Annotated in this window: 24 protein-coding genes and 1 tRNA gene; 13 read left to right on the top strand and 12 right to left on the bottom strand. The window is 60.7% G+C overall.

All coding sequences use genetic code 11. The annotated features are described in order from the left end of the window. Positions 1 to 40 precede the first annotated feature (40 nt). Entirely contained in the window at positions 41 to 1,336 is a 1,296-nt protein-coding gene (locus tag E2F50_RS03975) for an adenylosuccinate synthase (protein WP_133314736.1), read from the bottom strand. A gap of 259 nt (positions 1,337 to 1,595) precedes the next feature. Here E2F50_RS03975 and E2F50_RS03980 point away from each other — a divergent pair, with 259 nt between their 5' ends. The 3 genes from E2F50_RS03980 to E2F50_RS03990 all read left to right on the top strand — a co-directional run bounded on the left by E2F50_RS03980 (position 1,596) and on the right by E2F50_RS03990 (position 4,423). Continuing rightward, positions 1,596 to 2,498, top strand: coding sequence for a DMT family transporter (locus E2F50_RS03980; protein ID WP_133314737.1), 903 nt, complete (start codon positions 1,596 to 1,598; stop codon positions 2,496 to 2,498). 102 nt (positions 2,499 to 2,600) lie between these two features. Beyond that, positions 2,601 to 3,794 (top strand): low temperature requirement protein A, encoded by a 1,194-nt coding sequence (locus E2F50_RS03985; protein ID WP_133314738.1) that lies wholly within the window; start codon positions 2,601 to 2,603, stop codon positions 3,792 to 3,794. 53 nt (positions 3,795 to 3,847) lie between these two features. Further along, positions 3,848 to 4,423, top strand: coding sequence for a transglycosylase SLT domain-containing protein (locus tag E2F50_RS03990; RefSeq protein WP_133314739.1), 576 nt, complete (start codon positions 3,848 to 3,850; stop codon positions 4,421 to 4,423). Positions 4,424 to 4,487: 64 nt separating this feature from the next. On the opposite strand, the gene E2F50_RS03995 is transcribed toward E2F50_RS03990, so the two are convergent. The 4 genes from E2F50_RS03995 to galE all read right to left on the bottom strand — a co-directional run bounded on the left by E2F50_RS03995 (position 4,488) and on the right by galE (position 7,911). Further along, positions 4,488 to 5,117, bottom strand: coding sequence for an alpha/beta hydrolase (locus tag E2F50_RS03995; protein WP_133314740.1), 630 nt, complete (start codon positions 5,115 to 5,117; stop codon positions 4,488 to 4,490). A gap of 28 nt (positions 5,118 to 5,145) precedes the next feature. After that, positions 5,146 to 6,078, bottom strand: coding sequence for a VOC family protein (locus tag E2F50_RS04000; protein ID WP_133314741.1), 933 nt, complete (start codon positions 6,076 to 6,078; stop codon positions 5,146 to 5,148). A gap of 139 nt (positions 6,079 to 6,217) precedes the next feature. Continuing rightward, positions 6,218 to 6,910, bottom strand: a complete 693-nt coding sequence (gene ung, locus E2F50_RS04005) for a uracil-DNA glycosylase (RefSeq protein ID WP_133314742.1) — start codon at positions 6,908 to 6,910, stop codon at positions 6,218 to 6,220. A gap of 11 nt (positions 6,911 to 6,921) precedes the next feature. Next, complete coding sequence (galE, locus tag E2F50_RS04010; RefSeq protein ID WP_133314743.1) at positions 6,922 to 7,911, bottom strand: UDP-glucose 4-epimerase GalE; 990 nt, start codon at positions 7,909 to 7,911, stop codon at positions 6,922 to 6,924. A gap of 156 nt (positions 7,912 to 8,067) precedes the next feature. Between galE and E2F50_RS04015 the strand changes: the two genes are divergently transcribed. Beyond that, positions 8,068 to 8,424 carry a YbaN family protein gene (locus tag E2F50_RS04015; protein ID WP_133314744.1) on the top strand — a complete coding sequence of 119 codons (357 nt, stop codon included), beginning with the start codon at positions 8,068 to 8,070 and terminating at the stop codon, positions 8,422 to 8,424. Positions 8,425 to 8,436: 12 nt separating this feature from the next. On the opposite strand, the gene E2F50_RS04020 is transcribed toward E2F50_RS04015, so the two are convergent. The 3 genes from E2F50_RS04020 to E2F50_RS04030 are packed head-to-tail and all read right to left on the bottom strand — an operon-like array spanning position 8,437 to position 11,191. Further along, positions 8,437 to 9,219 carry a heme ABC transporter ATP-binding protein gene (locus tag E2F50_RS04020; protein WP_133314745.1) on the bottom strand — a complete coding sequence of 261 codons (783 nt, stop codon included), beginning with the start codon at positions 9,217 to 9,219 and terminating at the stop codon, positions 8,437 to 8,439. After that, positions 9,216 to 10,304 carry a FecCD family ABC transporter permease gene (locus E2F50_RS04025; protein WP_133314746.1) on the bottom strand — a complete coding sequence of 363 codons (1,089 nt, stop codon included), beginning with the start codon at positions 10,302 to 10,304 and terminating at the stop codon, positions 9,216 to 9,218. The genes E2F50_RS04020 and E2F50_RS04025 overlap by 4 nt, the downstream gene beginning before the upstream one ends. Then, positions 10,304 to 11,191, bottom strand: a complete 888-nt coding sequence (locus tag E2F50_RS04030; protein ID WP_425375365.1) for a heme/hemin ABC transporter substrate-binding protein — start codon at positions 11,189 to 11,191, stop codon at positions 10,304 to 10,306. Before E2F50_RS04030 ends, E2F50_RS04025 begins: the two co-directional genes overlap by 1 nt. Positions 11,192 to 11,356: 165 nt before the next feature. Between E2F50_RS04030 and hmuQ the strand changes: the two genes are divergently transcribed. Both hmuQ and hutX read left to right on the top strand, forming a co-directional pair. After that, positions 11,357 to 11,701 (top strand): heme-degrading protein HmuQ, encoded by a 345-nt coding sequence (gene hmuQ, locus E2F50_RS04035; protein ID WP_133314747.1) that lies wholly within the window; start codon positions 11,357 to 11,359, stop codon positions 11,699 to 11,701. 9 nt (positions 11,702 to 11,710) lie between these two features. Beyond that, positions 11,711 to 12,235 carry a heme utilization cystosolic carrier protein HutX gene (gene hutX / locus E2F50_RS04040; protein ID WP_133314748.1) on the top strand — a complete coding sequence of 175 codons (525 nt, stop codon included), beginning with the start codon at positions 11,711 to 11,713 and terminating at the stop codon, positions 12,233 to 12,235. A 14-nt stretch (positions 12,236 to 12,249) separates the two neighbouring features. Here the strand turns inward: hutX and E2F50_RS04045 are convergent, their stop codons facing one another. Together E2F50_RS04045 and E2F50_RS04050 are read right to left on the bottom strand one after the other, a co-directional pair. Continuing rightward, positions 12,250 to 12,480, bottom strand: coding sequence for a hypothetical protein (locus tag E2F50_RS04045; protein WP_133314749.1), 231 nt, complete (start codon positions 12,478 to 12,480; stop codon positions 12,250 to 12,252). A gap of 41 nt (positions 12,481 to 12,521) precedes the next feature. Next, positions 12,522 to 12,710 (bottom strand): DUF3008 family protein, encoded by a 189-nt coding sequence (locus E2F50_RS04050; protein ID WP_133314750.1) that lies wholly within the window; start codon positions 12,708 to 12,710, stop codon positions 12,522 to 12,524. 149 nt (positions 12,711 to 12,859) lie between these two features. Here E2F50_RS04050 and E2F50_RS04055 point away from each other — a divergent pair, with 149 nt between their 5' ends. The 7 genes from E2F50_RS04055 (at position 12,860) to E2F50_RS04085 (ending at position 19,882) form a co-directional block, all read left to right on the top strand. Next, positions 12,860 to 13,120 (top strand): hypothetical protein, encoded by a 261-nt coding sequence (locus tag E2F50_RS04055; RefSeq protein WP_133314751.1) that lies wholly within the window; start codon positions 12,860 to 12,862, stop codon positions 13,118 to 13,120. 174 nt (positions 13,121 to 13,294) lie between these two features. After that, entirely contained in the window at positions 13,295 to 14,098 is an 804-nt protein-coding gene (locus E2F50_RS04060) for a nucleotidyltransferase family protein (protein WP_245515314.1), read from the top strand. 32 nt (positions 14,099 to 14,130) lie between these two features. Beyond that, entirely contained in the window at positions 14,131 to 14,862 is a 732-nt protein-coding gene (locus tag E2F50_RS04065) for a metallophosphoesterase family protein (RefSeq protein ID WP_281029178.1), read from the top strand. A gap of 256 nt (positions 14,863 to 15,118) precedes the next feature. Continuing rightward, positions 15,119 to 17,659, top strand: a complete 2,541-nt coding sequence (gene treY, locus E2F50_RS04070; protein ID WP_133314753.1) for a malto-oligosyltrehalose synthase — start codon at positions 15,119 to 15,121, stop codon at positions 17,657 to 17,659. Between the two features lie 363 nt (positions 17,660 to 18,022). Then, positions 18,023 to 18,307 carry a hypothetical protein gene (locus tag E2F50_RS04075; protein ID WP_133314754.1) on the top strand — a complete coding sequence of 95 codons (285 nt, stop codon included), beginning with the start codon at positions 18,023 to 18,025 and terminating at the stop codon, positions 18,305 to 18,307. Between the two features lie 167 nt (positions 18,308 to 18,474). Next, positions 18,475 to 19,671, top strand: a complete 1,197-nt coding sequence (gene mnmA / locus E2F50_RS04080) for a tRNA 2-thiouridine(34) synthase MnmA (RefSeq protein WP_133314755.1) — start codon at positions 18,475 to 18,477, stop codon at positions 19,669 to 19,671. A 134-nt stretch (positions 19,672 to 19,805) separates the two neighbouring features. Then, positions 19,806 to 19,882: transfer RNA gene (locus E2F50_RS04085), tRNA-Met, on the top strand. A 15-nt stretch (positions 19,883 to 19,897) separates the two neighbouring features. Here E2F50_RS04085 and E2F50_RS04090 read toward each other — a convergent pair. Both E2F50_RS04090 and E2F50_RS04095 read right to left on the bottom strand, forming a co-directional pair. Beyond that, positions 19,898 to 20,119 (bottom strand): hypothetical protein, encoded by a 222-nt coding sequence (locus E2F50_RS04090; RefSeq protein WP_133314756.1) that lies wholly within the window; start codon positions 20,117 to 20,119, stop codon positions 19,898 to 19,900. Further along, positions 20,116 to 20,439: a hypothetical protein gene (locus E2F50_RS04095; protein WP_133314757.1), complete on the bottom strand. Its 324-nt coding sequence runs from the start codon at positions 20,437 to 20,439 to the stop codon at positions 20,116 to 20,118. The genes E2F50_RS04090 and E2F50_RS04095 overlap by 4 nt, the downstream gene beginning before the upstream one ends. Positions 20,440 to 20,459: the final 20 nt, after the last annotated feature.

A 20,459-nucleotide genomic window follows, 5' to 3' on the forward strand; every position in this document is an offset into this window, starting at 1 on the left:
CAGCTCAGCACCGGCCGAATGGATTAATCAATTCCTGACACTAGTCTTCAAACGGGTCAGTCACAAGTATGGTGTCATCCCGCTCCGGGCTGGTGGAAAGTAGGGCGACCGGGGCGCCGATCAATTCCTCCACCTGACGAACATATTTGATGGCCTGAGCCGGAAGATCAGCCCAGGATCGCGCACCCACGGTGGATTCCTTCCAGCCTTCCAGCGTGACATAGATCGGCTCGACCCGCGCCTGGGCCGCCTGGCTTGCAGGCAGGTGGTCGACGCGCTCCCCATCAAGCATATAGCCGACGCAGATCTTCAGTTCTTCCAACCCGTCGAGTACGTCGAGCTTGGTCAGCGCAATGCCGGTGATGCCGTTCGTGGCGACCGACTGGCGCACGAGTGCCGCATCGAACCAGCCGCAACGACGCTTTCGCCCTGTTACTGTGCCGAATTCATGGCCTTTTTCTCCAAGGAACTGGCCGATCTCGTCAAACAGCTCGGTCGGGAACGGACCTTCGCCGACGCGCGTCGTATAAGCCTTGGTGATGCCGAGGATATAGCCGAGCGAGCCAGGCCCCATGCCGGAACCGGCAGCGGCCTGGCCGGCAACGGTGTTCGACGAGGTAACGAATGGATAGGTGCCGTGGTCGATATCGAGCAGCGAGCCTTGCGCGCCCTCGAACAGGATGCGCGATCCCTTTCGGCGCTCCTTGTCCAGGAGCTCCCATACGGTCTCGCGGTAAGGCAGAACCTTTTCCGCGACCGAGGTGAGTTCCTGCATGATCGCCTCATGCGAAACCTCGGCGGCACCAAGGCCGCGGCGCAGCGCATTGTGATGGGTAAGGATGCGGTCGACCTTGGCGGCCAACGTTTCCGGATCGGCAAGATCCATGACGCGAATGGCACGACGGCCGACCTTGTCTTCATAGGCCGGGCCGATGCCGCGGCGGGTCGTGCCGATCTTGGTGCCGCTGTTGGAGGCGGCGTCTTCGCGCATGCCGTCCAGCTCGCGGTGCAGGGAAAGAATCAGCGTCGCATTATCGGCAATGCGCAGGTTGTCGGGCGAAACCTTGACGCCCTGCGCGTCCAGCTTGGCGATTTCCGCCACCAGCGCATGCGGATCAAGCACCACGCCGTTGCCGATCACGGAAACCTTTCCGCGCACGATACCGGAGGGCAGCAGCGAAAGCTTGTAGCTCACGCCGTCGATCACGAGCGTATGGCCGGCATTGTGACCGCCCTGGAAGCGCACGACGATGTCGGCGCGTTCGGAGAGCCAATCGACGATCTTGCCTTTGCCCTCGTCACCCCATTGCGAACCAACCACAACCACGTTCGTCATCTTGCTTCCCTGCCTTTCGAGCAAAGCTCACGCCAATACGCGCCAGTCGGAAACCTCCAGCAGCGCGCCAATCCATCCCACACGATCCGACGCCAAAAGCTACAGGCCATGCAAACGGGCGCATCTATAAAGCCTTGAGGCAAGGAAAGCGACCGGTTTGTGACACGGGCGGGATTTTTGCGTGACAAATGACTTGAGGGCACGTTATTGCCCCAAACAACGCCCGGGCGAGATCGTCCAGCCGGCGCAGGAGAATGATTTGCACAGGAAAGCCTACTTTTATCTCGTCATTGCAACATTGTGCTGGGGCGGCAATGCGGTGGCGGGCAAGCTGGCTGTCGGGCATGTAAGCCCCATGATGCTGACCTTCTGGCGCTGGTTTTTTGCTGTGACGATCATCTTCGCCATGTCAGTGCCCCAGCTCGTGCGCGACTGGCCGATTGCCCGCAAGCACCTGCCGATGCTGCTTTTCTATGGCGTCGTCGGCTATACGACCTTTAACGCGGTTCTGTATTCGGCGCTGAAATACACGACGGCCATCAATGTGACGATTGAACAGGCGGCCATCCCGATGCTGATCTTCTTCATCAACTTCGTGCTCTTCCGGCTGAAAGTGTCGCTGGCACAGATCGGCGGCTTTTCGCTGACCTTGGTCGGCGTCGCCCTGACCGCCTCACATGGAAACCTCACCTCACTTCTCGAGCTGACGCTCAATTTCGGCGACGCCTTGATGATCATCGCCCTGGTGGCCTATGCCGTCTATACGGTTGCCCTGCGCTGGAAGCCGGTGATCAACTGGCGAAGCCTGATGGCTTTGCCCGCCCTGTTCGCACTGCTGACGACGGTGCCGCTGGTGGCCTGGGAGGTGTCGAACGGCACGGCGATCTGGCCCGACCGGCAAGGCTGGATGATTGCCGCCTATACCGGCGTATTCGCCTCACTGGTGGCCCAGATCCTGTTCATCTTCGGCGTCGAAGGCATTGGCGCCAACCGAGCGGGCCTCTTCATCAATCTCGTTCCCGTCTTCGGTACCCTGTTGTCGGTTGCCATTATTGGCGAGGATCTGCAGCTCTTCCACATCCTGGCCCTGGTCCTGGCGCTCGGGGGGATTGCGATTGCGGAATGGGGAAAGCCACCTGCTGCCGAAAGCCAGACTGGCTGATCCATGGCTGACCAAGCGGTCGTCGTTTGCTTGTAGCTCAGACGCTTGCCTTGTCGCCAATTTCTTTGCAGAAGGACGGATATCGAACACAGGGGAACAGAGATGGCTGCAGAAAGATCCGTGTCGGCCAGATTGCTCCGGCCGCTTCAGCCGCGCGACCCCAATGAACATCACCGCGCCGCAACGCCGCTGGAACTTCTCTTCGACCTTGTCTCGGTGATCGCCATCGCTTCGGCAGCATCAGGGCTGCACCACGCCATCGCGGAAGCCCATGCGGTGCAGGGGATCATCACCTTCATCATGGCCTTCTTCGCCATCTGGTGGGCCTGGATGAATTTCACCTGGTATTCTTCGGCCTATGACAATGACGATCTTGTCTACCGCCTCTTGACCATGGTCATCATGGCTGGTTCGCTGACAATTGCCGCCGGTATCCCGCTTCTTTATGCGGCGGCTCCGGATTTTACCATGGTCACCATCGGCTATGTGATCATGCGGTCTGCGATGATCGTGCTCTGGCTGCGGGCAGCCGTCTATGACCGGGCACGACGCAAAACCGCCATGGCCTATGCGATCGGTATCTTCCTCGTCCAGATCTACTGGCTCTTCTTCCTTCTCGTCCAGCCCGTGTCCTCCAGCCTCGGTTACGGCCTTTGGCTCGTCGCCGTGCTGCTCGAACTTGCCGTGCCGGCAGTGGCCGAACCCTTGAACGGCTATACGCCCTGGCACCGCCACCACATCGTCGAGCGATATGGCCTGCTGACGCTCATCGTGCTCGGCGAAACGCTTCTGTCCGGTTCGATGGCGCTACGCCAATCGGCCGACCATTTCGACCTCATGCTGGTGCGGACGGCCCTCTCCGCCCTCGTCATCGTCTTTTCGCTCTGGTGGGCCTATTTCACCCGCGACGAACATCTGGGCCGCCACGGCCTGAAGCACACCTTGCTCTGGGGTTATGGGCATTTCCTGATTTTCACCTCCGGTGCGGCCGTCGGTGCGGGGTTCGGCGTTTATGTCGACATCGCCACCCACCATGCAAATCTTCCGTTTCTGGCGGGCGACTATGCGGTGGCCATTCCGGTGGCACTCTATTTCGCCAGCCTCTGGTTCGTCCGGGACCGCTTCACCTGCACTGGTCCGGCCCGTTACATGCTCCTGCTCTTCGGGCTTGTCGGGCTTGCTGTGCCCGCCATGGGATTCGGGCTAGAGGCCATTGCAGCTACCACGACGCTCGCCGTCATCGTTCGCAACTGGCTGGTTTCCAGGCAGACGCTCTCGCCAATCGCGGCTCGTTAAACTTTTCGTTAATTTTTAGCGATACGATCTTTCGCAAACCGAGAGATCGAGCGATGCGTAATGCGTTCTTCATCGCCCTTCTGGCGCTATCACTGTCTGCCTGCGCTTCCGCGCCGAGCCGGATCAATGATGCATGCGCGATTTTCGACCAGCGCGACGGGCTGTTCAACAACTGGGCCCGCGATGCCAAGTCGGCATCTCGCGAATATGGCGTGCCGGTCCCCATTCTGATGGCTACGATCTACGTGGAGTCCGGCTTCCGGGCAAAGGCAAGACCACCCCGCAAATATGTGCTCGGCATCATCCCCTGGGGCCGCGTTTCCTCCGCCTATGGCTATGCACAGGCGCTTGACGGGACATGGCTTTCTTACAAGAAGGACACCGGGCGCTGGGGCGCAAGCCGCACGGATTTCGGCGATGCCATCCGCTTCGTCGCCTGGTATCACAACCAAAGCCACCTGAAGAACGGCATTTCCCTGAACGACAGCTATAACCTGTACCTTGCCTATTATACCGGCCAAGCAGGCTATGCGCGCGGCGAATTCGGCAGCGGCGTTAAGCGAACGGCGCAGAAGTCGGCCGGCATGGCCCAGCGCTACGAGGCTCAGTTGAGAGGCTGCGGCTACTGATCCGAGAACCTGCGGCCGCAGTCACGCCTGTCATTGCCTTTCTCCAAGCATTGTTTCTGACCGATCACGCGTCAGGTCGGTCTGCGCCATAGGGAGCCAGAAAGGTCTTGATCGCCTCGATCTCGTTTGGTCGGATTTCATGTCCCCCGGCATGCCATTCCAGCGTCACCTGATCATTTCGCTGCTTGAAGTAGTCGGCCAGATCGACGGTCAGAGGCACCGGGCAGATTGGATCGTGCTCGCCGGCTGTGATCAGCACATGCGCGGGGCTATCGCTGTTTCGCCGGACTGGCTTGAACGGAATGAGCGGATGCATCAGGACGCCGGCTTCGAACAGGCCCGGCTTCTCGATCATGATATTGGCGAGAATATTCGCTCCGTTGGAGAAGCCGAGGCCGAGCACCGTCGACGACTCGTACTTGTCACGATGGGCTTCCACGAATTCGCTCATCCGCTCCGTTGCCCGGACGAGGTCGTCGAGGTCATACACTCCTTCCGCCGTGCGACGGAAGAACCGCGCAGCGCCGTGCTCGGATACATCGCCGCGGGGAGAAACGACCGTGGCGCCCGGAAGAAGCCGGCTGCCGAAATCGAAGAACTGGTTCTCGTCGCCGCCGGTACCGTGAAGCACGAACAGGATCGGCGATCCGGGTGCACCGGGACGCACCCGGTGCACATAACTGTTGCTACTCATGTCAGTCTCCTTCGACGGGTCTCGTCTGTTAGGCGTCCAGCGGTTCCAGATGTTCTTCCAGGACCGAGCGCAGATGCGCGTGCTGCGAGGGCAGCTTCAGGGCTTCACCGAGATGGGCCGTATCCTCGTCCCGGTCGAAGCCGGGCTCGTTGGTGGCGATCTCGAACAGGACGCCGCCGGGCGTGCGGAAATAGATCGCCCAGAAGTAATCTCGGTCGATCACCGGCGTCACCTGATAGCCGGTGTCCATGAGCGCCTTGCGAACTTCGAGCTGCTTTGCGCGATTGTCGACCGCAAAGGCAATATGATGAACCGATCCGGCACCCAGCCGCGCATCGCTGATATTCGGCATGGTTTCCACGTCGATGAAATCGGCACCATTGCCATTGGCGACGGCGAAGCGGGTAACGCCATCCTTCTCCTCGATCTTCTGGTAGCCCATGAAGGACAGGAGTTCACCGGTCGCGCCTTCGTCGCGCAATCTCAATGAAGCAGAATGAAAGCCGCGGATCGCATTGTCTTCGCCGATGCCGTTGCCGGTCCACTGGGGCCGTGCGTCATCCTTTACTTCGACCAACGCAAACCCGTCTCCGTCCGGGCCGGCGAAATGCAACTGCTTCTCCCCGAAGGCACTGTCGGCCTTCAGCCCGTCGACGCCAGCCTTGGTCAGCCGGTCGGTCCAGTATCCAAGCGAACCTTCCGGTATGGAAAACAGCGTCGTGCCGACTTCGCCGGTACCCTGGCGGCCGCGGGCAATATGCGGGAATGGAAAATAGGTCATCACCGAGCCGGGCGTGCCAACTTCATCGCCATAATAAAGGTGGTAGACATCCGGCGCGTCGAAATTCACGGTCTTCTTGACCCGGCGCAGGCCGAGCGTGTCGGTGAAGAACCTGTTGTTGGTGCTGGCGCTCGCAGCCATCGAAGTAACGTGGTGGAGGCCCTTGATCTGGTTGAGCATTGTTAACCCCTTTTCTGGGACCGCCCTTGCGGCCCTTGTATGGGGTGAAGATGGTGCAACCAGATCTGATTGGATAGACGCGACCATCCGAACGGATTGTTCAACTATCGTAGACGAATACCGGATGATCGTTCACAGATCAGGCCTGATCAGGCAGTTGCCAATCGACCGGCTCTCTGCCCTGCTCGATCAGGTAGGAATTGGCCTTGGAAAAGTGCCCGGAGCCGAAGAACCCGTTATGGGCGGACAAGGGCGAGGGGTGCGGCGCCTTGAGAACAAGATGCCTGTTCGGGTCCACGAAGGCTGCTTTCTTCTGGGCATAGGATCCCCAGAGCATGAAGACGACACCTTCACATTCCTCGTTGACCGCCCGGATCACCGCATCCGTAAACCGCTCCCAACCCTTGCCCTGATGAGCGGCTGCTCGCGCCTCCTCTACCGTCAGAACGCTGTTGAGCAGCAGCACGCCCTGCCGTGCCCAGTGCTCGAGGAAGCCATGCTTTGCCGGCGGGATACCGAGATCTGATTCTATCTCTTTGTAGATGTTGACGAGTGACGGCGGGATACGCACGCCCGGTTGCACCGAGAAGCATAATCCATGCGCCTGACCATAGCCGTGATAGGGATCCTGGCCGAGGATGACGACCTTGACCTCGTCGAGCGGCGTCAGGTCCAGCGCCCGAAAATATTCCGAGCCCTTGGGAAATATCCGCTTGCCGGCCTCTTTCTCAGCGACCAGAAAACGGCGGAGCTCGGTCATGTAAGGCTCGGAGAACTCGGCCTCAAGCGTATGTTTCCAACTGTCTTCGAGCTTGACCTCGCTTGCCGCCATGCCGATGCCTCTTACTGCAACACGTGATTGCTGCGCGAATGCCAGTCCCAGGCGGAGCGGATGATGTCGTGCAGCGTATACTGCGGTTCCCAGCCAAGAACGGCGCGGGCCTTGTCGTTATTAGCGACCAGCGAGGTGGAGTCGCCTTCGCGGCGCCCGACATATTCGACCGGGAAGGGCTTGCCCGATACCTCGGATATGGCTGCGAGAAGTTCCTTCACCGTCGTGCCGGTGCCGGTGCCGAGATTGAGCTCCACGGTTTCGCCGCCATCCAGGAGGTAATCGACGGCCCGCACATGTGCATCGGCCAGGTCAAGCACGTGAATATAATCGCGTACGCAGGTTCCGTCGCGCGTGTCATAATCATCGCCAAACACCTTGAAGCCCTGGCGACGCCCGAGCGCCGCCTCGATGGCGAGCGGAATGGCATGGGTTTCCGGCGTATGCCATTCGCCGATCCGGCCTTCGACATCGGCTCCGGCAGCATTGAAATAACGCAGGATCACCGATTTCAGGTCCTTGTAGGTGCCATAATCCTTCAGCGCCTGCTCGATGATGAACTTGGTGCGGCCATAGGGGTTGATCGGCGCCTGCTTGTGCGTCTCGTCCATCGGCACCCGATCCGGTAGGCCATAGGTGGCGCAGGTCGAAGAGAAGACAAAGGCCTTGACCCCGGCTTCCATGGCGGCGGACAGAAGCGTCAGCGCACCTACTACATTGTTGTCGTAGAAGCCGACCGGGTTCTTCACCGACTCGCCGACCTCGATCAAGGCAGCGAAATGCAGGACGGCATCCGGCTTGTGCTTGGCAAAAACCTCATCCAGGCGTGCACGGTCGCGGATATCGCCTTCTTCCAGTTCGCCCCAGCGGACGAATTCCGCATGTCCGTTGGAAAGATTATCGAAGACGACAGGCTCGTAGCCCTTCTCCGCCAGTACAAGGCATGTATGGGAACCGATATAGCCGGCTCCGCCGACGACAAGCACTTTCTTTTGCGACATTACCGCCCCTAAGCTTGATGAAGTCCGCGGCAATATAATCGGCGGCCGGGAAATGGAAAGGGTCGCCGGATGCTGTGCCCTTCAGCGGCGGCGCGATTTGCCGAGACGAAAAGCGCTAACCCGTCTATCCTGGCCACAATTTCCGATAGGTCTTTCATGCGCCTCTTGTTTCTCTGTCTGGGCTGGTTCTTCGTCGGCCTCGGCTTGGTCGGCGCCTTCCTGCCGATCCTGCCGACCACTCCGTTTCTTCTGCTGGCGGTGGCCTGCTCTGCGCGCTCCTCGCCAAGGCTGGAAGCCTGGCTGATGAACCATCCGACATTCGGGCCGCCGCTTCGCAACTGGCGGGAAAAAGGCGCGATCTCCAAACGAGCGAAGATCACCGCCGTGACGCTGATGGCGGCAAGCTATGCCATCTTCTGGTTCGGCACATCGCCGCCCCTGGGACGCGCCGTGCTGGTCGCAGCGGTGATGATCGCCCCGGCTATCTTCATGCTGACCCGCCCCAACGCCTGAGACTTTAAGCCGTCAGCGGTGCCGTGACTGCGGCAGGATATAGGGAATATGGGCAACCGGTATCCGCCCGACGGCGCCGGCAATCCCGTAGACGCTGGCGACGATCTCGTCGCTGACCGTATCGGCGCAGGGGCCTTCCGAAGCAACGCGGCCATGGTTCAGAACCACGAGATGGTCGGCAAATTCCGCCGCCAGGTTGAGGTCGTGGAGGATTGCCAGGACGATACCGCCGGCAGCTGCGAAATCGCGGGCGATTTCCAGCACCGAAATCTGGTGGCCGAGGTCGAGGCTAGCCGTCGGCTCGTCGAGGAAGAGCGCGCGCGGCACGCCGTCCGCCACCGGCTGCGGCACCTGCGCCAGTGCGCGAGCAAATTGCACACGCTGCTGCTCGCCGCCCGACAGCGACGGATAGGGACGGTCTTCAAAACCGCGTAGTCCGACACGGGACAGCGCCCGGCGCGCCTCTTCCGTGGGATTGACCGCTCCCTGGGCAACGGCGCCCATACGGGCGATCTCCAGCGCGGTAAAGGGAAAGGCAAGCTGCGTCGCCTGCGGCAGGACCGCTCGGCGCTTAGCAAGTTCGGCCGGCCGGCAAAGCTCGACGCTGGTGCCGTAATAGGAAACGCGGCCCTGGTCCGGTTTCATTTCACCTGACAGCACCTTCATCAGGGTTGACTTCCCGGCACCGTTCGGTCCGATCACGACGGTGAACTGCCCAGGCCGCACTGTAATGCTGACCTTGTCGAGGAGCTTGCGCCCGGAACGGCTGACGGTGATATCTTCGGCCGCGATCATGGCATGTCTCTGATGCTGGCACCCTGTTTTCCTAGAAGCAGGAAAAGGAAGATGGGTGCACCGAACAAGGCGGTTATGATGCCGATCGGCAATTCCGCCGGTGCGGCAACGGTGCGTGCGACGCTATCGGCGATCAGCATGAGCGCAGCTCCACCCAAAGCGGATCCGGGTAGCAGGAAGCGGTGCGAAGGGCCCATGGCGAGCCGCAGGAGATGCGGCACGACAATGCCCACAAAGCCTATGGAGCCGGCGACGGCGACGGTCGAGCCACAGGCAGCGGCAACCGCGACAATCACCACACGCTTCAGCCGCTGCACCGGAATGCCCATGTGGAAGGCCGCAGCGTCCCCGAGAACCAGGGCGTCCAAGCCGCGGGCGACGAAGGGAATGATGGCGAGCACGACGGCAACGAAAGGAAGGATGGAGATGACGCGGCCAAAGGTGGCGCCGCCAAGCGATCCGAGGTTCCAGAAGGTAATGTCGCGCAATTGCCTGTCGTCGGCCATGACGATCAACAAGCCCATGATGGCCAGCGAAAGGGCGCCGATGGCGATGCCGGACAGGATCAGGGCCGTGGTCGACGTCCGGCCCTGGCGCGTGCCGATCGTGTAAAGCAGCCATGTGTTGAACAGGGCGCCGAAAAACGCCATCAGCGGCAGAAACTGGCTGCCGAAGAACAGGGACAGCGGCGCAAGGATCGTGTTGCCGAGCACGATGGCGGCAACGGCGGCAAGTCCGGCACCGGACGTCACGCCGACGATACCGGGATCGGCCAGCGGATTACGAAACAGCCCCTGCATCATGGCACCCGAGACAGCCAGGGCCGCACCGACTAGAATGCCGAGCGCCGTGCGGGGAAGCCTGACCGCTTCGAGAATGACCCGTTCCTGGCTCGAAAGACTGGCAGCATCGCCGCGCAAATAGGTCCACAGATCGTCCAGGCCGACGCCGGTCGGCCCGACGCCGATCGAGACAAGGCAGGAAACGACAAGCAGGAGCACCAGCAGGAAGAGGACCAGGACCCCCTGCCCTGTTCTGTCTCCGTTGCCCATCTGTCGGAAAGGCATGGCCAAAGTACTTCCCATCAGTTGATGGCTCCGGGAAAAATCTTAGAAGCAAGCATGCGAGCAGCCTGTGGTGTGCGTGGTCCGAAGCCGAGCAGCAGCAGGCCGTCCATGTTGACCAGCGCCTTGTTGGCGGCCGCCGGCGTCGTCTGCATCGACGGCAAGGAGAATACCTTTTCCGGTGTGATGGCATGCCCGCCAGTAGACGTCATGGCGAGGATGACATCGGGCTGCGCCGCAATGACCGCCTCATCGCTCAAGGGTTTGTAGCCGCTGATCGTCGGCGCGGCATTGATGCCGCCAGCCATTTCGATCACCGCGCCCGCCTCCGTATCTGCGCCGCCCGCCATGACCCGGCCGTTGGACAGCGACAGCACGAAGAGGACCTTCTTTTTCTTCTCCGGGATCGCGGCGATGTCGGTGGCCAGGGCCTTCAACCCCTCCTCCGTTTTCGCCGCAAGCGCTTCCGCCTTGTCAGCAAGCCCGACAGCGGCGCCGACATCCCGGATCTTACGGCCGATCTTGTCCGCATCGGGAGGCGTCGGGACGACCACCATCGGCACTTCGCTTGCCTTCAGGATCTCGATGACCGGCGGCGGGCCGGATCCCTCCTCCATCAGGATGAGATCAGGCTTCTGTCCAAGGATGCCCTCCGCTGAAAGCGCTCGCATATAGCCCACATCCGGCTTAGAAGCAGCCTCTCCGGGAAACATGCTGGTGGAATCGCGGGCAATGATGCGATCCTGCGCACCGAGTTCATAAAGGATCTCCGTGATCGTGCCGCCGATCGAGACGATGCGTTTGGCTTGCGGATTGCCAAGGTCGGAAGCCGAGGCAGCAGCTGCAACGAGACATGCTCCCAATGCAATTACCAAAAAACGCCCATTCAGATTGATCGGAAACATCATCACCACAGCCCCTTCCTGCCTGTTTCGGGCTGGAAGCAGCATCTGCATGCGCTCGCTCAACGGCCCTGATAACTTGAGTTGACTACGCAAGTTTTTTGGGCTTTTCAAGAGCATGGGCCGCAGATATCTTGAGGCCAAAGTGAAACTTTATGTGAGGACTGATCCATGTTTATCGCCATGAACCGTTTCCGGGTTGTACCGGGCTACGAGGAGGCTTTCGAAGCCATGTGGCGCAGCCGCCAGGGCAGGCTGGCAGAGCTTCCGGGCTCTGTGGAATTCCACATGCTGAAGGGGCCCAAAGCCGAGGATCACACGCTTTATGCGTCCCATACCGTTTGGGAAAGCTTCGAGCATTTTCAGGCTTGGACCAAGTCGGAACAGTTCCGCTCGGCACATGCGAAGGCTGGCGAAAACCGCGGCAAGATCGAATACCTTTCAGGTCCGCATTTCGAAGGCTTCGAAGTCATCATCCATGAAGACCGCAACGGCGTCCGCGCCGATGCTGCCTGAGGCCTGGCAATGAACATTGCTTCCGACATCAAGCCCGACCGCCGTGAGCGGGCGCTTGCCGCTCTTGCCGAAAAACCCGATGGCGTCGTCGAGGCGATTGCCGGCAAGGCCGAGGTAACGCCGGCCGAGATCCTCGAGATCCTGCCGCAAGGCGCCGCCGTCATTGCCGGCAAGGACCGGTTCATCGATATCTGGTCCGAAATGACGGCCTGGGGCACGGTCCTGTTCATCGTTCACACGGACGACATCGTGCTTGAAGCCGAAGGAAGCCTGCCGGCCGGATCGGAAGGTCACGGCTGGTTCAATATCCATGGCGACAGCCCGATCGGCGGACATATTCGCAAGGACAATTGCGCCTCGGTCACCTTTGTCGACCGGGCCTTCCACGGCCGGCGCTCCTGCTCGGTCTGGTTCATGAACGACAAGGGCTCGGCCATGTTCAAGGTCTTCGTCCGCCGCGACGAAAACCGCGAGCTGATCGGCGACCAGTTGCAGAAGTTCGAGGCGCTGCGCGACCGTTACGCGGCCTCGTGACCGGCGGGTGGCGGTTAAAGCGCCGGCACCCATTTCCAAAAAACGCCTTCCATCCGCTCCGGATAATATTTGAACTCGCATTCGAAGCGGCGGCCATAGGCTTCGGCGGCCTCCAGCGCCGCCGCGCTGACCGGGTTCATGCCGGTGCCCGGCGCAAACCAGTCTTCGAGCAGATCTTCAGGAACATAGGCTCCCACCCTTAAGGGAAGAGCGGTCAGCGTGGCGTCCAATTCCTCAGGCGGCATTGCTTCCTCCCTGGACTTTTACAACTTCCCGATAGCGCCAATTATGGCTGGGCGACATGTTCCGGCTTGCCCTTCCGTTTCGTGGACGCCAGTTCGTCGAGCTGCTTCTCGCTCATGGATTTCTCCATGCTTTTCGAAGCGCCCTTCAAGTCGGACTTCTTGGCCTCGCCGCGTTTGGCTGAAAGCGCCGAACCGGCAGCCTTCTGCTGTGCCTTGGATTTCGCTGGCATGTTTGGCTCCTTGTTTACCTTCATAAAAAGCCAACCCCCTTCTTGTTTCATTTGTTCCAACTCCCACCGGACGGAACTTGTTCGTCCGCCCGTGGGTTCTTAATCCCATGGCCGCACGCCTCTTGCAGCGGCAGTTTCAGAAAGGGACCATGATGGACGCCGAACGCGACTTCAAAACCAATGACGAATCCGCCCGCTTCGAGCAGGAGGGCCGTGAGCGCTCCGAAGATGCCCTGCACGCGCAGATCGACATGACCAATCCGGATGCGGTCAAGGAAGCTTCAAGGCTCGGCGGTGGAGACACCTATCTCGTCAAAAGCGATCTTGAGGATCTGGACGAGCGGCAGGATCAGGACCAGCCCGACGGCCGTCCGAGCCCCATGGCCAATGCCGACAACGCCGAAAGATAGACTGGCCGAGGCCGGAGCGGTTCATCGCGAGTGACGGTTGCAGGCGTCGGAGGGGAACCTCCGGCGCTTGTTGCGTGTTGACGGGCGAACCTCAAGCGGAGACACTTCATGAATTCCCCATCCACCGGCGCGCCGGACCTGATCCGACAGAAAGGCTCTCATCCCGTCGAGGCCATGCCGGGGATAGAGGTCAAGGCTGCCCCCACGCTGGCTGATGCCGACGCAGAAGCGTTTGTTGCCGAATCCCTCGATGAACTTGTGAAATGCCACATTCCCTTCCTGCTAGCCGGCACATTTGCCGTGAGCGCCTATACCGGGATTACGCGGCCGACCAAGGATCTCGACATTTTTTGCAAGGCCGGCGACTACGCCCGCATCCTGGCGCATTTCAAGGAAAACGGCTACGAGATCGAAGTCGAGGACGACCGCTGGCTGGGTAAGGTGAGGAAGGGCAAGCACTTCTTCGACGTGATCTTCGCCGGCTCCAACGGCACCATGCCGATCGGTGAAAGCTGGTTCGAGAATGCCCGGCAGATCGAGATGAACGGCCACAAGATACGGATCATCGCGCCGACCGAGCTGATCTGGTCGAAGTGCTTCGTGCAGTTGCGCCACCGCTATGATGGCGGCGATGTCGTGCACATGATCCTGCGGGCGCACGACCAGATTGATTGGGAGCGCCTTCTCAACCACATGGAAGTTCATTGGGAGGTGCTTTTGATCCACCTCCTCAACTTCCGCTGGATCTACCCGACGGAGCGGGACAAGGTGCCCGACTGGCTGCTGGACGAACTGCTCGACCGGTTGAAGGCGCAGCGCGAACTGCCTCTCCCGCAGATGAAGATCTGCCGCGGGCGCATGTTCAGCCGCATTGATTTCGAGATCGACGTCAAGGAATGGGGCTTTGCCGACGTGGGCGGCGAAGGTGATCTGCGCGAAGGCGTCGATGAAGCAAGCATGGAAGGAGGGCCGGTGTGAGCGAGGCTGCTGATGTGACAAACGAAACGACGATACGCCAGGGCGACCAGTCGGACCAGACGCTCAAGATCGCCGCGATGGGAGACCTGCACGTCAAGGAACATGGCTCTGTCTCCTACAAGGAATTGTTCACCGAGATTTCCCAAGTCGCCGATATCCTGGTGCTGACGGGCGATCTGACCGACCTCGGCAAGCCGAAGGAAGCCGAGCTGCTGGCGGCAGACTTGCGTTCCTGCTCGATTCCCATGGTCGGCGTGCTCGGCAACCATGATTACGAATGCGGCCATGTCGACGAGATCCGGACCATCATCAAGGATGCTGGCGTTCACCTGCTCGAGGGTCAGGCGGTCGAGATCAAGGGCGTCGGCTTTGCCGGCGTCAAGGGATTTGCCGGCGGCTTTGGCCGCTACATGCTCGGCTCTTTCGGGGAGCCGGCGATCAAGGCCATGGTTGCCGAGAGCGTCGACGAGACCATGCGTCTTGAAAATGCCTTGAGGCAGGTCCGCTCCGAGCGCGCCATGGTCGTGCTGCACTACGCGCCAATCCCCGAGACCGTGGTCGGAGAGCCTCAGGAAATCTACCCGTTTCTTGGCTCTTCCCGGCTGGCGGAAACGATCGACCGGTTCCCTGTGAAGGCGGTTGTCCACGGTCACGCCCATCGTGGCACCTATGAAGGCAGGACGCCCGGCGGCGCGCCGGTTTATAATGTGGCTTCGCATATCGCCAAGCCGACCGGCCGGCCCTACGCGCTCCTGGACCTTTGAACGGCATTGCGGTTCGCAGGCGGTGGTGGCATGGGGTTACTGCCGCGCAGGCCATAGCGCGACAGGAAAACATCCGGCGACTGCCGCACGATGGAACTCGACTGCCCTTCGACCGTTGGGCCGTCTCATCAAACGGGGCTTAATCAACTATGCCGGAACTGACTGCGGTCATCGATTATCGAGTATTTTTAGCGGCTTGCCCGGAAGCGGGCGCCGAGGTCTTCGGTATCCTCCCTGAAGCTGCAGGAGATGCCGCATGAAGATCCCTACCTCTACCTACCGCATTCAATTCCGCAACGGCATGACATTCGATCGGGCAGCCGGCCTGGTGCCCTATATGAAGCGGCTCGGCATCAGCCACTTCTACGCTTCGCCGATCTTCACGGCGACTGCCGGCTCGACACACGGATATGATGTGACCGATGCCAATGAGATCGATCCGACGATCGGCGGGCGTGAAGGGTTCGAGCGCCTGTCCAGCGCCTTGAAGGAGCACGGCCTCGGCCTCATCCTGGACATCGTGCCCAACCACATGGCAGCGTCCCTGGAGAACGCCTGGTGGCGCGATGTGGTGGAGAACGGCAAGGAGAGCAGGTACGCCCGGCATTTCGACATTGACTGGAACCGCCGCCTGACTTTGCCTTTCCTCGGCGATAGTTTCGAGACCGTCCTCGAAGCCGGCGATATTTCGGTGAAGGCTGACCCAAGGACCGGCAAGCCTGCCCTCGCCTATTTTGAAAGCTTCTATCCCCTCAATCCTCAAACCTATACCGGGCGCGAGGCGGAGGTTTTGAAGATCAGCGGCAAAAACGACATTGCCAGCCTGCACGACCAGCAATCCTATCGGCTGATGTCCTGGAGGGATGCGCCGCGGGAGCTTTCTTATCGCCGCTTCTTCGAAATCACCGGCCTTGCCGGCGTTCGTGTCGAGGACGGTCCGGTCTTCGACGACACTCACCGGCTGATCCTCGAACTGGTTCGCAGCGGCAAGGTTGACGGCCTGCGCGTCGACCATGTCGACGGACTTGCCGATCCCAAATCCTATCTTGAGCGGCTGCGGCAGGAAGCCGGACCGGATTGCTACATCACCGTGGAGAAAATCCTCGGCGAAGGTGAGCAGATCCCCGCCGACTGGCCGATATCCGGCACGACCGGATATGAATTCATTTCCGCCCTGAGCGACGTTCTCGTCGATAGCGACGGGATCGAGCGCCTGCGCAGTGCCTACGGCGAGATGACCGGCAATCCTGCCGACATGGCAGCCGAACTGCGCAAGGCTAAGCTGCTGATGGCGGACAACAACTTTGCCGGCGAAGTTTCCACACTCCTGAAGCTCGCCCTGCAGATCCAGGAAGCAGAAGGCAAAGCTGCACCGCTGGCCGAAGAAAAGATCAAGGCTGCCCTGCGCGAGCTTCTCGTCGCCTTCCCCGTCTACCGCACCTATGGCACGGCGAATGGCCTGCCGCCCGAAAGCCGGCAGACGCTGGAAAAAGTCGTCGACACCGTGCGCCGGGGGCCTAATGCACCCGATGAGCAGGCGCTGGCCTATTTCGAACGCCTGCTTAAAGGGGACGTGGCGGGCGCGGCTGCCGCCGACTCCACGACCTTCCGCATCCGATTTCAGCAGCTGACAGGGCCGCTGATGGCAAAATCAGTCGAAGACACGCTCTTCTTCCGCCAGCACGCGGCGCTCGCGCTGAACGAAGTGGGCAGCGAACCCTTGCCAAGGGTGCATTCACTGGAGCGCTTCCATGCGGAAATGCAAACGCGCCTCGAAAGGCAACCCGATGCCCTCTCCGGCACGTCGACCCATGACACCAAGCGCGGCGAAGATGCACGTGCCCGTCTTTATGTATTGAGCGAAGCGCCGGATCTATGGGCCGAATCGGTCAGCCGGTGGCGCGAGATGAACGGCTCTGCACGACAGGATCTTGCCGACGGGCCGGCCCCGGAGCCAGAGGTCGAGTGGATGCTTTATCAGGCACTGGCCGGCGTCTGGCCGACGGATCTGAGCCTGCCGGATACAGCAGGCTTGAAGGCACTCGAAGAGCGGTTCGTGGCCTATGTGGAAAAGGCGCTTCGCGAAGCAAAACTGCGGACTAATTGGAACGGCCCCAACGAAGCCTATGAGCAGGCGGTGATCTCTTATGCTCGCAACCTCCTCTCGCCTCAGAACAGTGATTTTCTGGAAGACTTTTCTCATGCCCTGCGCCCCTTCGTCCGCAGCGGCCTGGTGAACAGCCTCAGCCAGTCCATCATCAAGCTGACGGCTCCGGGCGTTCCCGACATCTATCAGGGCAGCGAGGGACTGGATCTCAGCCTTGTCGATCCCGACAACCGGCGCGAACCGGATTTCGCCATGTTGCAGCAGCAGTTGACCGAAAAGGAAAAGCTAGCCTCGGCGGAAGAAGAGGAGTGGCAGTCCGGGCGGTTGAAGCAGCACGTGATCGCCACGCTGCTGCGCCTTCGTCAGGAGCTACCGTCGCTCTTTCGCAAGGGCGAATATATTCCGCTGGAAGTGGTCGGCAAGCGGGCGGGCAACATTGCTGCCTTTGCGCGCGCCGATGCCGAAGATGCGCTCGTGGTCATCGTCCCGCGGCTCGTTTTCAATGCCCTCAACCCGGCACTGGACGTCGACCCGGAGAATCGCTGGGCCGAAACGGAAGTGGTCCTGCCAGCTCGGCTTGCCGACCATCGCTATAGCGACATCTGCACCGGCACGACGATCGATCCCAAGGACCGTATTGCCGTCAACTGGGTCTTCGCGGACCATCCCTTTGCGCTGCTGCGCACCTGAGCGGGAAGGTTAGTACATTAGCAAAAGGCGCCGCTTCCGGGAGGAAGCGGCGCCTTTCTAATGATGGAAGCAAAGCTTCCGTTCGTCAATAAATCAAGCAAATCCAACGAGATTGAGAACTGCGATGACGATAACGACGGCGCCAACCAACCAAACGATGCTGTTCATGACCTTCTCCTTTTGATGTCGTGAAAATGAACGGGAACAAAGGAAAAAGGTTCCCGCAGCAGCGGGCGGAACAAAGTTTCTCCGCATTGGGTTGAACGACGATCAAGCGGCCGCCGAAGCCGAGGCAAATGAGGCACAAGATCCGGTTTCGGCGCTAGGGCCGTGCTACCGCCTCGTCGAATATGGGAGAGATCGATGAACACAGCCAACCCCCAGCTAGAAGGCCTTTATCTCGCGATTGCTGCAATGAACCGCCTCCTCATCCAGAAGGGCGTGGCCTCGCATGACGAAATCCGTGAAGCCCTGCAGGCGGCCGAAGCCGTCGCGATTTCGGACAACAAGGCGGCCAGCGTATCGCCTTCGCATCAGAAGGCAGTCGCTTTCCCGATCCGCCTGCTGCTCCTGGCCAATGAGGCAGACGGAAAAGGCGTTGCGGCAGATTTCGAGGCTCTGGCCAAAGAAGTCGGCCGCCGCACCTGATCGAGCACTTGACCTGCCGTTCGGGCTCTCATTGACGTGCTTCTTGCGCCCGGGGCCATTCCTTTCTATATCGGCAGGGAATGCCCGCGTGCGGCCGATCCCGCTCCGGGCCACGACCTCCGCCGCCGTACGATCCGGCGGCCTTGAGATTAGACCGAGAGAGTTCCGTGAATACGCTGGATTTCAACAAAAGGCCGGAAGACACCCGTGTTGTCGTTGCTATGTCGGGAGGCGTGGATTCCTCCGTCGTCGCTGGCCTTCTCAAGCGTCAGGGCTATGACGTGCTCGGCATCACGCTGCAGCTTTATGATCACGGTGCCGCTGTCCATCGCGCCGGTTCCTGCTGCGCCGGGCAGGACATCGATGATGCGCGCCGGGTCTGTGAGACGCTCGGCATTCCGCACTACGTTTTGGATTACGAGAAGCGGTTCCGCGAAACGGTGATCAATCCCTTCGCTGAAGCCTATGCCATGGGCGAAACCCCCGTCCCCTGCGTCGCCTGCAATCAGACCGTCAAGTTCGCCGATCTGCTGGCGACTGCCAAGGATCTCGGCGCCGACGCCCTTGCGACAGGCCACTATATCCGCTCCGCTCCAAATCCGACGCCGGAAAACCCTGGCCGCCGTGCGCTTTTCCGCCCGGTCGATGGCGACCGCGACCAGAGCTGGTTCCTGTTCGCCACAACGCAGGAGCAGATCGACTACCTGCGTTTTCCGCTTGGCGGCATGCCGAAGGCGCAGGTGCGTGAGCTTGCCGAGGAAATGGGGCTTGTCGTCGCCAAAAAGGCTGACAGCCAAGACATCTGTTTCGTGCCGCAGGGCAAATATGCCGACATCATCAGCAAGGTGAAGCCGAACGCGGCCCTGGCCGGCGATATCGTACACATGGACGGGCGAGTGCTCGGACGGCATGAAGGCATCGTGCATTACACGATCGGCCAGCGTAAGGGCCTGGGGGTGGCGATTGGCGATCCGCTTTACGTGGTCTATCTCGACGCCCGGTCCCGGCGCGTCATCGTCGGCCCGAAGGAAGCGCTGGACACTCATCGCGTTTATCTTCGCGACATGAACTGGCTGGGTGACAAGGCGCTGGAACAGGACGCCCGCGACGGTTTCGCCTGCTTTGCCAAGGTCCGCTCGACCCGTCCTCCGACACCCGCAACCGTTCGTGTCGACGGGCGCGGTGTTTACGTCGATCTCGCTATGGGCGAAGCGGGTGTGGCGCCCGGCCAAGCCTGCGTCCTCTATTCGGCGGAAGGGGCAGATGCGCGCGTTTACGGCGGCGGCTTCATCGAGCGCTCCGAGCGGGCTGCAGACGCGGAGGCATCGCTGAGGGCTCTGCTTGCGGCGCCCGTAGCCGCTTGAAACGAGGAAGGAAACCGGGCGGGCCAGCCCGCCGGTTTTTCTCCCATCATATGCTTGACACTTCGGTGACACGGGTTTTATAAGCCGCACATCCAAACGGGCCGCGCCGAGATATTCTCCGCATCGGCCCCTGTGGCGGGGTAGCTCAGGTGGTTAGAGCAGCGGAATCATAATCCGCGTGTCGGGGGTTCGAGTCCCTCTCCCGCTACCAAATCTTCTTATTCGCTCAGACGGAATTGATACTCGGAAGATGCGATTCCACTTCGCGAAGCCGGTCTTCGTCCAGCGGCTTTATGTTCTGGTTCCAGAACGCTTCGGCCTCGGGATTGTCCGATTCCCACTTGCGCGTATCGGAAATATTGTCGTCCATGATAGCGCGCCGCTGCCCTCCCAGCCGCACATATTCCTTGGCAAGCTTCAGTGTTTCCGTTTCAAGGTTGTCGCTCATCGTGTCGCTCCCCAGACATAACCGACCACCGCGGCAATGGCGACGGCAGCCAGCGGTCTTACGCGGATCCGGTCTTCGACGTCTTCGCGAAGTGCAATGGCGCCGGTGCGAGCGAGCCGTCCGGACGCAGCCGTGACCTCGGTTGCAGATTCCCTCAACCGAGCGACCTCAGACCTCAGCGCGCTCAATTCGTCCATCGCCAGTACATCACGCCCGTCATCATCCGGACGCGATGTGACTGCGGCGAGAGCCTCATCGACTTTTGCGGCACTGATTGAACCGCTAAGGGGGCTTTTGTTCGGATCTGTCTCGTTGATCATCGCTGAACTCCTTTGTTCCA

Source organism: Rhizobium deserti (assembly GCF_004358025.1).
Lineage (GTDB): Bacteria > Pseudomonadota > Alphaproteobacteria > Rhizobiales > Rhizobiaceae > Neorhizobium > Neorhizobium deserti.

Coding starts and splice junctions, on each gene's coding strand:
- E2F50_RS04075 (WP_133314754.1), top strand. CDS start 18,023: ATGAACACAGCCAACCCCCAGCTAGAAGGCCTTTATCTCGCGATTGCT.
- E2F50_RS04050 (WP_133314750.1), bottom strand. CDS start 12,710: ATGCCAGCGAAATCCAAGGCACAGCAGAAGGCTGCCGGTTCGGCGCTT.
- E2F50_RS03995 (WP_133314740.1), bottom strand. CDS start 5,117: ATGAGTAGCAACAGTTATGTGCACCGGGTGCGTCCCGGTGCACCCGGA.
- E2F50_RS04015 (WP_133314744.1), top strand. CDS start 8,068: ATGCGCCTCTTGTTTCTCTGTCTGGGCTGGTTCTTCGTCGGCCTCGGC.
- ung (WP_133314742.1), bottom strand. CDS start 6,910: ATGGCGGCAAGCGAGGTCAAGCTCGAAGACAGTTGGAAACATACGCTT.
- E2F50_RS04095 (WP_133314757.1), bottom strand. CDS start 20,439: ATGATCAACGAGACAGATCCGAACAAAAGCCCCCTTAGCGGTTCAATC.
- E2F50_RS04000 (WP_133314741.1), bottom strand. CDS start 6,078: ATGCTCAACCAGATCAAGGGCCTCCACCACGTTACTTCGATGGCTGCG.
- hutX (WP_133314748.1), top strand. CDS start 11,711: ATGAACATTGCTTCCGACATCAAGCCCGACCGCCGTGAGCGGGCGCTT.
- E2F50_RS04045 (WP_133314749.1), bottom strand. CDS start 12,480: ATGCCGCCTGAGGAATTGGACGCCACGCTGACCGCTCTTCCCTTAAGG.
- E2F50_RS03975 (WP_133314736.1), bottom strand. CDS start 1,336: ATGACGAACGTGGTTGTGGTTGGTTCGCAATGGGGTGACGAGGGCAAA.
- E2F50_RS04025 (WP_133314746.1), bottom strand. CDS start 10,304: ATGGGAAGTACTTTGGCCATGCCTTTCCGACAGATGGGCAACGGAGAC.
- E2F50_RS04030 (WP_425375365.1), bottom strand. CDS start 11,191: ATGATGTTTCCGATCAATCTGAATGGGCGTTTTTTGGTAATTGCATTG.
- E2F50_RS04090 (WP_133314756.1), bottom strand. CDS start 20,119: ATGAGCGACAACCTTGAAACGGAAACACTGAAGCTTGCCAAGGAATAT.
- E2F50_RS04060 (WP_245515314.1), top strand. CDS start 13,295: ATGCCGGGGATAGAGGTCAAGGCTGCCCCCACGCTGGCTGATGCCGAC.
- treY (WP_133314753.1), top strand. CDS start 15,119: ATGAAGATCCCTACCTCTACCTACCGCATTCAATTCCGCAACGGCATG.
- E2F50_RS04055 (WP_133314751.1), top strand. CDS start 12,860: ATGATGGACGCCGAACGCGACTTCAAAACCAATGACGAATCCGCCCGC.
- E2F50_RS03990 (WP_133314739.1), top strand. CDS start 3,848: ATGCGTAATGCGTTCTTCATCGCCCTTCTGGCGCTATCACTGTCTGCC.
- galE (WP_133314743.1), bottom strand. CDS start 7,911: ATGTCGCAAAAGAAAGTGCTTGTCGTCGGCGGAGCCGGCTATATCGGT.
- E2F50_RS04020 (WP_133314745.1), bottom strand. CDS start 9,219: ATGATCGCGGCCGAAGATATCACCGTCAGCCGTTCCGGGCGCAAGCTC.
- E2F50_RS03985 (WP_133314738.1), top strand. CDS start 2,601: ATGGCTGCAGAAAGATCCGTGTCGGCCAGATTGCTCCGGCCGCTTCAG.
- hmuQ (WP_133314747.1), top strand. CDS start 11,357: ATGTTTATCGCCATGAACCGTTTCCGGGTTGTACCGGGCTACGAGGAG.